We start from the raw sequence: 13580 nt of genomic DNA, 5'->3' as shown, positions 1-13580 counted from the left end.
TTTTACTCATTCTGAATGTGGCCGGCAATTGACATATTTAATAATCCGGAATCCAATGATCTACAATTATTATTCTATTAAATAAAAATATTTACAACAAATGAAAACTTTATTCACTTTCCTGCTTACGATGATGATCCTGTTGTCTTATGCGCAAAAGAATGCGCAAACAGAAACTGCTTACGAAAAATTGGAAAAAAGGATTATTGCGCTTGAAAAAATGGCTGCAACAAAAACTTCATTTGGAATCAATATACAGGACCAAGGCGTTCTTCCTTCAAATACAGGTGAACAAAACAGTTTGGCTATTGAAAAATTGATAAACTCTTTACCTGCGGGTAAAAACACATCCCTAATATTTATACCTGAAGGAGAATATCAATTTTCAAAGACGATAAAAATTTTCAACAAATCAATCAGACTAGAAGGGGTAAATAATGTCACCCTTATTTTTAAAAACGGAGTAAGTGCAATAGAAATTAACAGGAATAGCTCTACTCCCAAATGTGTAATTAAAGATATCAATTTTGAAACGAGAGGCGCAAAGACAAATCCGGAAGCACATGGAATAATTGCTCATTCCATAACGTATTTAGAGGGGCTGAAGATAAAAAACTTTGCTGGAGATGGTGTGCGTTTCACAGCTGATATGGCAACCAATAAAACTGACGTAAGCCATTCTAAAATCGAGGATGTAGAAGTGATCCAGTGCGGCAGGCATGGCTTTTATTTTCAGGGAGGAGATGCGAATCAAATTACTGTTTTCCATTGTGGCGCTCGAGACAATGGTGGTGTAGGGTTTATGGATGAATCATTTTTAGGAAACCAGTTTATTTCCTGCATGGCTCATAATAATGCGGGAGGCCATTATAAAGTCATGAATGCCAATGCAAGAGGCAATGTGGCTTTTTGTTATGGGGAAGGCGGTAGTCCAGAAAGTGAAATAAGGGGTGTTTCTAATCTTTGGGGTGGAATACACGAAAATGGCATTAAGGTGAGTGAACATGCCAACTCATTTATAGGATGGATGCAGCAGAAAGTGATTAGTAATTCTTATTCTATCAATGAGAATCAACTTACTTTCGGACAGGTGAATCTAAGAGGCAACCAGGATGGCAACTATAGCTTCAACTTTAGAAACGATGGTAAAAATGCAAACTTCTTTCAGTTCCTGACTCCCCCAGCTGTTTTAAAGGATTGGGATAACGCAGAAAGAAAAGTTCCCTTTGCTAGTATTGCTGTCAGGCAGTATTTTGTTGGAAATAGGATTGTTTTATATGCAAGATCTGTAGATGATTTAAAGAAATGGGGCCATTTTAACAATTTTAATTTCATTAATGGCGACCGGATATATAATTCTGAATATAAGGATGGTGCTCCTGAAAAATGGGTATGTATACAGGGCGGTATATTAGATAAAGCAAAATGGAAGGCTTTTTATTAATTGATTGAAGAAACGGAAGGGCTATTATATTCAAATTATCCGTAACATTGCGCGATAATTCTATGCAGTACTTAACCATATGGGATTTATTTCTGACACCAATTTACCTGATCGTCTTATCAGCCATTGCCAAAAGGCAAAGAGATAAAAGGTATCCCATTGGTCATCCTTTGCGTGAATATTACCTTAAAGGTTTATACCTTAAATTTTTCGGCGCTATTTTCATAGGGTTGTTATACCAATACTATTATGGCGGAGGAGATACATACAATTATTTTACCCATTCAAGGATTATAAACTCTGCGCTCAGTGATTCCTTTTCAACTTGGTTTAAACTGATTACTAGACAATCTGTGGAGTCAAACCCCGAGCTTTATCCATATGTATCACAAATGCAATGGTATTATGATCCGGCGTCTTACACAGTTGCATCCATAGCTGCGATTTTTGGGTTACTCAATGGAACCTCTTATATGCCGATTGCACTGCTCTTCGCCTTTTTTTCTTATACTGGCATATGGGCTATGTATCGTACGTTCACAACGCTTTATCCTGGGTTGTATAAGGAAATGGCTATAGCCTTTTTATTCATTCCAAGCACCTTTGTCTGGGGATCTGCGATCTTTAAGGATACTATATGTATGTTTGGTTTAGGCTGGATGACTTATTCGACTTTTAGACTGTTTATTAACAGGGATTTTTCTGTCAAAAATAGCGTCTTGTTGGTATTAAGTTTTCATTTGATTTCCGTTATAAAAGTATACATTTTGTTAGCCTTTTTACCAGCCTTATCCATTTGGCTGTTGACAACTTATTCATCTCGGATATCATCAGGAGGCCTACGCTTTGTTGTAAAAATTGCTTTTATAGGTATTGCAGCTATTGCTTTTTTATACTTCACCCAAATCTTTGCCAATGAGCTGGAAAAATACTCTTTAGAAAACATTGCACAAACTGCAGCTACTACAAGAGGCTGGATAGCTTATGTGTCTGAAAGACAGGAAGGATCAGCATATGATCTGGGTGAATTTGATCCCAGTATAGTGGGCATGTTAAAAAAATTTCCACAGGCGGTAGTAGTTACTTTATTCCGTCCCTTTCCTTGGGAAGCACGAAAAGTGATCATGATGCTGTCAGCTTTGGAGGCTTTAGTTTTTGTTTACTTTACTTTTAAGGCATTCCAAAAAAGAGGAATGGGAAAAACACTTCAATTAATCATGAAAGATCCCAACATACTGTTCTGTTTGGTTTTTTCTGTCATCTTTGCTTTCGCTGTGGGAATTTCCTCCTACAATTTTGGGTCTTTATCCAGATACAAAATTCCATGTTTACCTTTCTATGCAGCCTTTTTAATGATAGTGATGAATTATGACAGAATCTCATCTAAAGATTCCAAAAAAGGAAATCTTGTCCCTGATAGTAAGAATGAGAGATCGCCTGAATTAATATAAGACTATTAAATATTTGCTATTTACGCCTTTTACTTAAAAAACGATAATAAATTATCTGCATTCGCCTGCACGCTATACTCCTTTACAATCTTTTCTCTTCCCTTCATACCCATTTCCCCCCTTAAGAGACTATCCCCCAGTAATCTTTTCAAAGCAACATACCACTCTTTCTCTGTACTGCACAAATATCCATTACGCCCGTCTTCAACAATATCCTTATTTACCCCCACTGGGCTTGCCACAGCTGGGATGCCCAATGCCAGGTATTGAATGATTTTAAAACCACACTTTCCCTCACTCCAAGCATCCGCTAACAACGGCATCACTCCAATATCAATTTTCAATAAATCTTCAATCTCCGAAGTTTCCTGCCAAGGAATAAACTTCATAGACTTCAACTGGAAAGAAGGTGGCTGGTTGCAAATTACCAGGAACTCAAACGCAAATTCTTCTTCTAATCTTTGTAATACAGGATAAATAACATCCAGGTATTTCAATGTCGAATGAGAACCTGTCCAGCCAATCACCATCTTATTACGATTCACCTGCTTTAATCGGTTAAACCTATTCACCGTATCCACGGAGGTAGGTGTGATAACAACATGCTGATTAAATTGTTTAGACCAATTAGCTAAATATTCATTACCCGCAGAAATCTTATAAGCCCACTTACAAATAGTACTAATTTTAGAAAACCACTTTATATAAAGTGCGATTTTGTTGCCTTTACTAACTGCAGGTATCCAAATAGCATCATCAAAATCAAAAATGATTTTTTTTCGAAACATCATAGCCAGTATCCATTCAAAAATCGGAGGTCCTAACGGCGAAGCTTCCCTATGAATAAAAACATAGTCATATTGGGGCGCCACAAATAACACAGTGAAAAGTCGTTTTAAAAATCCTCTGATTACAGCCCAACCTTTTTGTACAGTCGAACCTTGTTGGTATAATAACTTCCATGCCTTTTCATCTAGAAACTCGTCTGTCCTGAATTCAATTTTATGTGACTCTAAAAGAGGAAAGAAAGCCTCTACCCGGAACCGTTGTGAAGGCGCTTTGAATAAAGGGTAAGGCAAAAGAAATAAAACTTTTGTTTTCATGATAACTGCAGATTGTCAGGAAAGGGAAAGGATGAATAAAAATTCCTAAACCTGGTTTGTAAACTCGTGAACGCGAGAACCCGTAAGTTCATTTTCCAATATTCGCCTGTATAACCGCAAATAATTTTCTGCCCCCATTTCCAAATCAAAATATTCTTTAGCAAAATGACGTATAACCTTCTTATCCATTTTGTCAAAATGAGCCATCTCCCCACAAGCCTTTTCGAATGTTACCCGGCTAAAATCATCCACCAGCAAGCCTGTTGCCGTTGTTTTAATGATATTTCCTGTATCTCCAATCGTATTACACACCACAGGTATCCCCATCCCCATCAACTCTGCATGCTTAGTTGGCGATGAAGCTGTCTTGGAAAATGTGTTACGGATAAAAAATATACTCCAATCGCAAAGTGCCAAGAAAACGGGCAATCGCTTCCGGTCCGAATAAGTCACAATGAGCTTTTCTGTTGGTATTCCTTGTGCCGCTGCTTCCTGTTTCACTACCTCTGGATCGTCCTTGGTTAATATCAACATCTTATATTCAGGCTGCCGCTGCTGTAAAATGTTGAAAAATTGAAACATTTCCTTTGTCATATACCAGCCGCCTACCGAACCCAAGTAAGTTATAACTTTTGTATTAGCCGGAATGCCTAATTCAACTCTTAAAGAATCTACAGATAAAGGATCGACTTTTGTATAGTCAAAATGATGTAAATCGGCACAACAGGGAATGACCTCAATAGATAAATTTCTATATTCTTGTTGTTGTTTCAAATAGGCCTTAGCGGCTTGTGTTAAGGAAATAATGCCGTCAGCATTTAATAAAAAATCCTTTTCCTTCTGCTTGTAATGCCTGTAAATACGATTGAAGAGAGGATGCTTCAAATTCCACTGACCGTTATCAACCTTTTCATCCGCCCAGAAGCCCCTCATATCAAATAACATCTTTACACCAAACCTCCTTTTCAGTAATAGCCCAACTTCTGCAGCTATATAACTACGGCAATGAACGAGATCAAAGTTTTTCTGCCGGTGAAGAGACAACGCGGTTCGCGACATTCGGTACCGGTCATACACTTTCGACAAGACAGGAGGCTTTGCTGTAAAGGTGAGTGGTATCCATTCTATGCCAGCCTTATTTACGATCTCCTGTATCAACTGGCCCTCCTTATCAAACCTGTTCCTCTTTTCAAAACTCAATATGGTAAACAGGTACCCACGCCTAGCCAAGTGCATTAAGTATGGCAAGATCTGTGATTGTCCTAATGGATCTGTTAAGCCATCATAGGTGATATAAAGAATTTTTTTCTGCAAGGAAAGAATTTATTAAATTAAGATTATGATCAACTCATTAGAGATATAACCATGATGCTATATAATCCCTATGGTTATTAAAATTTATTATGCCGCTAATTCATTCTCTTCGTAAAGCCTCCCCTTTGTCAATTTTTTTCTTCTATTAAAATAGAACAGCAACCCAAGAGGTAAGAGCCATAAGGTTTTAGATAGAACCTTTGTTACTAGATGAAATAAGGAAGCTCTGGGAGCTGGAGGAGTATTTACTTCACCAATCGTCTTATTTGCAAGACCAGATTCTATACCTGCAGAATCCAAACGATTTTTATAAATCGTAAATTCTTCCTGTTTGGCAAAAATTGAGTCGATACTATTTCTTTTCACATCATAGAACTCTGGCTCTAAGTCAGGATCGAAATAATACCATTTACCTTGAACTAATCCCTCTAATGCAAAATGATGATCATAGCCTATTTTGCGAAATGGAATACCTTTCCTTTTAAAACATTCCATCATGACGATACTTTGCTGACTGCAGGCTGCATTTGGGTATTTAAGAATATCATTAGGAAGAACAATTGCTGATAAATCTGACCATATCAGAGATCCGGCAATTACAGCAATCCAATTTTCCCTTAAAGAATAATTACTGTAGCCGTGGTAAAACCTGTTCCTAACCACATTAGCTAATTCATTAGCATACCCTAGTGGAGAACTATCTGACCTGTTTGCTTTGGCTGCAGAATCTGTGTATTGAAGTAAATCATCAACAGATTGAAGCCGTAAGGCGAGCTGCGGATCAAAGCGTTCCCATCGATGACCCATATTTACCAATAGAACCTTCGGTCTTGGTAAGAAATTGGGCAATAAAAAAAGAAAACCTAACCCGACAAGGAAATACCTAACATTAAAAATTTTCACCTTGACTTTCTTGGAATGATTTATTTAAAACAAGATTTGACTTTCTTATAAAACAAAATTAGGTAGTGATTGCGCATCATAAAAGAAAATAATGGCAATTGTTATATTTACTTCATCCATCGCTCAAACCACATTTGAAACATTAATAAATACCATATTTTCAAATATAAATCTGTTCTACCCTCGAAAAATGAGCTCACCATCTTTTGCACATATGCATTGCTAAACATTCCATGTTTACTTAATGCCCGCTCCGATAAATACTCTTGCACTAAGTCCTTTAATTCTTCGTTTAGCCACTTTTGAACCGGTATCGCAAACCCCATTTTCTTCCGGTCCATAATATCTTTCGGTATATACTGGTAAACAATTTGCTTTATGATGTACTTTTTATCTCCTCCATGGTATTTAAATTCATTAGGCAACTGTGCAGCCCACTCTATAACTGATTGATCAAGAAATGGTTCACGCCCTTCCAGGCTAGCTGACATTGTTGCCCTGTCCACCTTTTGTAGAATGTCATCTGCCATATATGTCTGGTAATCCACAGCCATCATATAAGACAGCGGATCATAAAACTCAGGATTCAATTCCTTACTCACCAGTGCGGTTGGTAATTCTTTAACCGGTTGAAGGAACAACAAACTGATCTCTTCATTTGTAAACACCTGGCTTAAGTTCTTTAACATCTCTGAAGGAGAAGGATCATTTAATAGATTACGGATCTTTTGATATCGACTATGGAAATTATTCTGATTCTTAAAATAAGGTATGCTTTCAGATGACACATTCTCCATTACTCCTGCCATCGCCCTCCTCACCACTTTAGGAATTGATTGTAACTGTTTGCCATATTTTATTAGGTAATCATAGCGGTTGTAACCCGCAAATATCTCATCACCCGCATCAGCAGATAACGCTACTGTTACTTTCCTCCTTGCCATCCGGCTTACTAAGATGGTGGGAATTGCACTACTATCGGCAAACGGCTCGTCATAATAGAATGGCAATTCTGGTATAATATCCAGCGCTTCTTTATATGTACAATAATATTCTGTATGATCCGTACCTAAACGTTCCGCAATTTGTTTCGCAAAAGGGGCCTCATCCAATTCTTTATCAGTTGTACCAATAGTAAAGGTTTTAATCTTCTCCGTACTATCTTTTTGCAATAAAGCAGTAACACAAGAAGAGTCAAAGCCACCACTTAAGAACACACCCACTGGTACATCAGCCACCATCCTGTAATTAAAGGCTTTTTGCAACACCTTTTCAGTTTCCAGTATAGCTTCACCAAAGCTCATGTCCACCTTAGGCCGATTATAATAATCATATACATTCCAGTACTTCACGGTAGAAATAACCTGTTTCTTGAGATCCAGCTGCAATACGTGAGCTGCGGAAAGCTTATTCGTATGTTTATAAATACAGTGAGGAAATGATACATAACCATATTGAAGATAAGAAGCTACCGCTGCGGGATCTAGCTCCCTTTTAAAACCAGGATGAGCGACTATAGCCTTTAGCTCCGAAGCAAATAAGAACAAACCATCTTGCCAGTAATAATAAAACGGCTTTACGCCAGCTCTGTCTCTGATGGCAATTATCTCATCTTTTGCCTCATCATAGATCACTACTGCAAACATTCCCTTCCATTGTTGAATGGCATCTACTCCCCACTCATGGTAGGCATGGATGATCACTTCTGTATCTGAATGGCCATGAAACTGATGTCCTTTTTTTTCGAGTTCTTTCCTGATCTCCTCAAAATTGTACACCTCACCATTGAAAGCAATATGTAGCCCATTGAAATGCATGGGCTGACTACCGCATTCACTCAAATCTATAATGGACAACCGGCGGTGCCCTAAACCTATTTGCGCCTGTGATGCTTCTATAAAATAAATACCCTCTCCATCTGGACCTCTATGGTAGAGAGTAGTTGTCATTTTTTGAAGCAGTTCTTCAGAAGAAGACTTTCTAAAATCTATGAAACCGGCTATGCCACACATTCATTTAGCTTTTAGGTTGAATAAAAAATGAATATATCTCGTGAAGATTTTTTTTATAATTTTCTTCCGAACTGATCTTGCAGATTTGCTCATAAGCATTATGAACAAATTGGGTTCTTTTTGTTTCGTCTTGAGATAAGCTTTTCAGTATGGTAGCGAGTTCATTTACGTTATTTAATGGGAAAAAGTGAGCTTGCCCATCAGTAATTTCCCGAAATACAGGAATATCAGAAATTAAAACTGGCAGTTTCAACGCCATGGCTTCGGCAACAGAAATTCCAAAGCCCTCATGTGATGAAGCCTGTAAAAAGAGATTATAGTTTGGTAACACATTCAATACATATCCTGCTTGTCCACACAATCGAACCCTTAGCTCCTTTTCATTTATGTAATTTGTTAAAAGCTCTCTTAAGGGCCCTTCTCCATAAATATCCAATGTGATCCTATAATCTTTTAAAAGAGTAAAAGCTTCTAAAAGGTAAAAATAATTCTTTGCTTCCTTTAAATTGCCTACAGCCACGCACTTCAATTCTTCACTTTTATGATAGCATTCAGGTTTTGCCGCAAAATTTCTTTCGGGTAAAAAATTATGCAAGACATATGTCTTCCCCTTAAATGACACCTGTTCAAGATAGTCATTTAACGCAAATCCGGATACGCCAATTAGCCCCTGCTGCTTATTTACAGTCAGTCTTTCAAGTATTAAGGCCTTTTTACTTTTTCTAAAGGCATCAATACTATAAGTACTATGAATAGTGGAAACTATAGGTATTCTTGAAACTTTGGATAACCTTGCAAGAAGTGTACTATCAAAAAGGTGAGCATGAATAATATGCGGCTGCCAGTCTCTAATAATATTTTTAATCCTTTTTCGAGTACTAAATAGCTGCTTCCAAGAAGTGTGGTGTAAACAAATGAAACAAGCCTTTCCTTCCAGTTCCTCCCTTAATTCGGCAGGAGGATGTAAATAAATGATTAGATGCTCATATTCAGGAAACAAGTTAATAGTACTCTTTAAAAGTACTTCTGCCCCACCCCTTGAAAGATTATTGATGATATGTGCAACCCTATACCTTTCCATATATCAATTATATTGGTCGATCAGTAAAAAAAACACCATAAGATGTCGTAACCAGGTCATAGAGCTTATACCTGAATATTCTGGGAAGAAACACTAATCTGTTAGAACGTCGATCAATGATGTCCAGAAAAAGTTTATTTGAAAAAAGAGAAAATAAAACTTTTTTTAAACCATGAGGCTGGACAGGTTCTCTAAGCTCAATATTATGATATATTTCTGGCTTTATACGCCTCAGAGTTCTATGCGCAAATTGATACTGTCGCAACCTTTTGATGTAGGAAGTTGCTGTTACTATATCGTCATGCCATGCAAATGCCTCATGTTTATAGTAAATCGACACATTAGCTTTATAAGCTCTTATCGCTAAATCAAAATCTTCTGCATCCCTTAACCTTGAGTCGAAGCCACCTAATTTTACAAACAACTCTTTTGCGATAGAAAAGTTTGCAGCTGTAAGATGCAGGTTATTTAATGGCAGTGGCTGCCCTTTATATGCATTTAATGGATCTGACCATTTACGGCTTAACCAGCACTTGTATTTCAAAAAGTCTGAACTTGCTTTCTTATAATCATCAATTTGCGCACCAGTCAATATGCTGTTTGGATGTTTTTGATGATGGCAGATATGCTGTTCAATGCAATTGGGCTCCAAGCGCATATCGTCGTCAAAAAAAATCAAAAGGTCTCCAGTTGCAAGTTCTGCCCCTTTATTCCTTACAACAGCCCGACCTTTATTATTCTGTACAAATATTGAAAATGTAAACCCAAAATCTCCTTGCTCTAAATATTCCTTTGTTCCATCTGTGCTTCCGTCAATAACTACAATCACCTCAGAAACTTGAAATGTTTGGTTGGCTAATGTTGACAGGAGATTACCTATACGATGTTTTCCATTATATGTCGGTATAATAACTGAAACCTTCATTATTTATGCACTTATTAATCAACCGTTCTACCTATAGCAATCAAGGTACACCGCTTGGTAAGATTTTTCGCCTTCCCAGAAGGCGTATTTATTGAAGCGCCAAAGTAATGCCTTATGACAATCCTACTGATGTTCTTTAAAACTTAAATAATCCCTAAGTACTATTTTCGTAATCTTATTTACAATCCTGTTTATCAATTAAATACAATTATGAAAATAGCTTTTAATTATTTCATCATCTTTTTCAAAAGCTTCCTTGCACCGACAGGTAAAAGTTTCATTCGAAAAGATACTTTTCTTAACACTGTATTGTCTTCATCCATCAATTGCTTTCTATTGATAAGTTTCTCTGCTTCTTTTGCTATAGTATAATTGTTTTCTGCATATGCTTCTAAAAAGACGCGCAATAAAAAATATTCAATTACATGCTCACTGAAAGCACTATTTATATTTTCTAAACCGAAAATCTTTTTTTGTTGAACTTCATATAGTGAACTTAACTTCTCTGCATTAGGCAATCCAAACTGAGTCGCAAGCGAATAAAAGAGGTTAAAAGTTTCCTGTCTGAACTTTTCCTGTTGGGACCCCGTTTTTGATTGACCATGTATTCTAAAATTCACCAGCACCTTCTCATCTTTTGCTATTCCATCCAAACCAAAATGCAAAAGATACCTTATCCACAACTCTTTATCCATTACATAATGAAAGTTTTCATTCACATTCTCTATTATATCCCATACCTTTTTACGAAAAAATGTTTCTGGTTGATCAATTCGTGCCCAACCAATTGTTTTGGCTAAATTTCCCTTATATAAATCGGTTCCTTGAGATAAATACTCGAATCCAGAAGAAAATACACGGCTACGGCCACAATAAACTGTAACTCCTGGATCTGCAAAAACTGAAGCAACATGCTGAAGAGCGCCCGGCATATAATAATCATCGCTATTCAGCCAGTTGATAATTTCACCAGATGCAAGTTTAAGACCTTTATTGATCGCATCACTTTGTCCCCTGTCTTTTTCACTCTTCCAGAAACTGATATACTTATTATACTTTTTGATTACTTCAATGGTATTGTCTGTACTGCCCCCATCAATAATTATATATTCGAGGTTAGAATAGTTCTGTTCCAAAACAGAAAGTATGGTTTGCTCTATATATTGGCCTTGGTTAAATGAAGGCGTTATTATAGAAATCTTGGGTAATTCCATCATTGTTGATTCGACTAATAAATAAATTTAGTAGGCTATATTGTTCGTAAGCCTGCTAAAACATCATCATTTATGGCTCATTAGTTTCATGATTGTTTCATAATAACCCCTTGCTGTTTTATCCCAGGAAAATAATTTTTCCCTCTTAAAGCCTTCTTTAATCAGATAATCCCGTAGTGACTGATCTTCAAGAACCCTTTCCACACAATGGTTTAGCATTTGCTCATCATTCAGGTTAAAATAAAGAGCCGCTTCTTCTCCAATTTCACGGAAAACTCCATTATCTGATAAAATAACCGGACAACCGCAGGCCATTGCTTCTAATACAGGCATTCCAAATCCTTCATACTCTGAAGGAAAAATAAAAGCGCGGGCATTCCGGTAAAATAAAGGAAGCAGTTGGTCTTGAATTGTAATTTGGGCAACCATTTCTGAGAGCCCCAGTTTATCTATGAGAGATTTTTCTTCAGAAGTAAAAACACCTCCCCCAGCACAGATCAGGTATAGGTCATTTCTATGCAAGAGTCTTTCAATTGAACGTAGCAAAAAAGAAAAGTTTTTATACTTATCCCTCGTACCAACAAATAAAAGATAAGGACGATTAATTAATTCCGGCGCTGTTATTTGCGTGGAATCATTTAGTATAACAGAACTCGCTAGTGGAACAAGATCAATTTTTGATGTATCCAGGTCTGGATAGAATTTTATAATATCTTTTTTAGTCTGATTGGAATGTACAATGATCCTGTCGGCTCTATATAGTAAGCTTTTTTTATTATTTATGGTTTTATGATCACCTGGAAAATATTGGGGATATAATTCATGAATCATATCGAAAACAGAAAGCACTAGAGGAGTGTCTTTCAGGGAGCTTTCGAAATATGGATCGTAATAAGTAGGCAGGAAGACCTGGAAGAAATTACTATTTAATAATTTCTTAGTGCTGAATAGTGACACATGGTTTAGTGTTTCTTTTATCTTCCCCATCCCCTTGAATTGCTTATGGTGCAAAAGATTTAAAGGATTGCGCAATTTTACAGGAGAAGATTCTAAATGGTAATTCTCTGAAAATACTAGTGGAGAATAAACTTCTATATCGTTATATTTCTTTAAACGATGCCAAACTTCAACAAATTGACGTGATACTCCACCTACCTTCTGATTGATGAAGATTTGAGGATCCAATAGTATTCTCATCATTCTTTATTTATAGGAGGACTACAAAATCTAAATTTTTATCAGTTTCAATATTTCTTTTTTAACCAGGTAGGCGCGATCTCTTAAGGTAAGTTTTGGTTGGTGGCAAATTCGGAATAACCTTTTATCTGCAGATTTTGAGATAATCATTTTTCCAGGATGAACAATTTTATTTATTTCAAAGCTCGGATGATTGGCTACAATATTTTTTGAATCAAACGTATGGGTTGCATCGCTACCAAACCCGATATTGCTCACTAGGTTTACATTTGGAATGATGGAAATACCATTGTGATTCCAGACAGTATAAACCCATTGGTAATCCCATATATCCTTGCGTTTGCCGTCCTTGACAGTATCAAAATGGCCTTTCCAGAATTTCTTTTCAACCTTGGAAGAAAGGACTCTATCTAACACAGCATTTGCTGTTTGGTCTGTATAATTTTTGATGTTGAAGTCATATAATGACCATGCTCTACGCCAGGTTGCCCACCCCCATGCATTGATGTAATTAGAAAAATAATAACTTCCATCTCCTTGTTTCTTCCCGAATTGAAAATTATTACCGCTAATATGCATTACCTTTTCATCCCTGAAATACTTTTTTAAAAGTTCTTCGCAAAAAGTAAAAAAACTTTGAGAAGGTAAACAATCATCTTCTAAAATAATACCATATTCAACATGTTCAAAAAACCAGGTAATGGCATCCGAAGGCCCAATTCCACAACCTAAATTCTCATCTCTAAAAAGTGTTTTTACTTCACAATCCCAATTGATTTGTTCCAATACTAACTTTCGAACGTTAGCGCACTTCTCAATATCTTCTGGATGATTTTTTCTTGGTCCATCTGCTGCTATAAACAATTGTTTTGGCTGGATCTTTTTGATAGTATGAAAGACTTTCTGTGTTGTTTCTGCCCTGTTAAACACTAACAA

General features: G+C 36.7%; 11 protein-coding genes. 2 read left to right on the top strand and 9 right to left on the bottom strand.

The features are described from left to right. Positions 1-100: 100 nt before the first annotated feature. Entirely contained in the window at positions 101-1444 is a 1344-nt protein-coding gene (locus tag OCK74_RS19440) for a hypothetical protein (protein WP_279298747.1), read from the top strand. A gap of 62 nt (positions 1445-1506) precedes the next feature. Beyond that, entirely contained in the window at positions 1507-2895 is a 1389-nt protein-coding gene (locus tag OCK74_RS19435; protein WP_279298746.1) for a hypothetical protein, read from the top strand. A gap of 29 nt (positions 2896-2924) precedes the next feature. On the opposite strand, the gene OCK74_RS19430 is transcribed toward OCK74_RS19435, so the two are convergent. From OCK74_RS19430 to OCK74_RS19390, 9 genes are all read right to left on the bottom strand, one after another. Next, entirely contained in the window at positions 2925-3998 is a 1074-nt protein-coding gene (locus OCK74_RS19430; RefSeq protein WP_279298745.1) for a glycosyltransferase, read from the bottom strand. Between the two features lie 45 nt (positions 3999-4043). After that, the gene (locus tag OCK74_RS19425; RefSeq protein WP_279298744.1) at positions 4044-5312 is read right to left on the bottom strand and encodes a glycosyltransferase; all 1269 of its coding nucleotides are present in this window, start codon (positions 5310-5312) and stop codon (positions 4044-4046) included. An 87-nt stretch (positions 5313-5399) separates the two neighbouring features. Then, entirely contained in the window at positions 5400-6215 is an 816-nt protein-coding gene (locus OCK74_RS19420; RefSeq protein ID WP_279298743.1) for a hypothetical protein, read from the bottom strand. A gap of 107 nt (positions 6216-6322) precedes the next feature. Further along, positions 6323-8227 carry an asparagine synthase (glutamine-hydrolyzing) gene (asnB, locus tag OCK74_RS19415; RefSeq protein ID WP_279298742.1) on the bottom strand — a complete coding sequence of 635 codons (1905 nt, stop codon included), beginning with the start codon at positions 8225-8227 and terminating at the stop codon, positions 6323-6325. A gap of 4 nt (positions 8228-8231) precedes the next feature. Continuing rightward, on the bottom strand, positions 8232-9308 hold the full coding sequence (locus tag OCK74_RS19410) for a glycosyltransferase (protein WP_279298741.1): 1077 nt from the start codon (positions 9306-9308) through the stop codon (positions 8232-8234). Between the two features lie 7 nt (positions 9309-9315). Then, complete coding sequence (locus OCK74_RS19405; protein ID WP_279298740.1) at positions 9316-10233, bottom strand: glycosyltransferase family 2 protein; 918 nt, start codon at positions 10231-10233, stop codon at positions 9316-9318. 227 nt (positions 10234-10460) lie between these two features. Further along, positions 10461-11450: a glycosyltransferase family 2 protein gene (locus OCK74_RS19400; RefSeq protein ID WP_279298739.1), complete on the bottom strand. Its 990-nt coding sequence runs from the start codon at positions 11448-11450 to the stop codon at positions 10461-10463. A gap of 63 nt (positions 11451-11513) precedes the next feature. Further along, entirely contained in the window at positions 11514-12278 is a 765-nt protein-coding gene (locus tag OCK74_RS19395; protein WP_279298738.1) for a glycosyltransferase family 4 protein, read from the bottom strand. Positions 12279-12674: 396 nt separating this feature from the next. Continuing rightward, positions 12675-13508 (bottom strand): hypothetical protein, encoded by an 834-nt coding sequence (locus tag OCK74_RS19390; protein ID WP_279298737.1) that lies wholly within the window; start codon positions 13506-13508, stop codon positions 12675-12677. Between the last annotated feature and the right edge of the window lie 72 nt (positions 13509-13580).

Source organism: Paraflavisolibacter caeni, from assembly GCF_025628885.1.
GTDB classification, from domain to species: Bacteria; Bacteroidota; Bacteroidia; order Chitinophagales; family Chitinophagaceae; genus Flavisolibacter; species Flavisolibacter caeni.
Note: the sequence above shows the minus strand (reverse complement) of the source record. Positions and strands in the feature narration are given on the sequence as shown.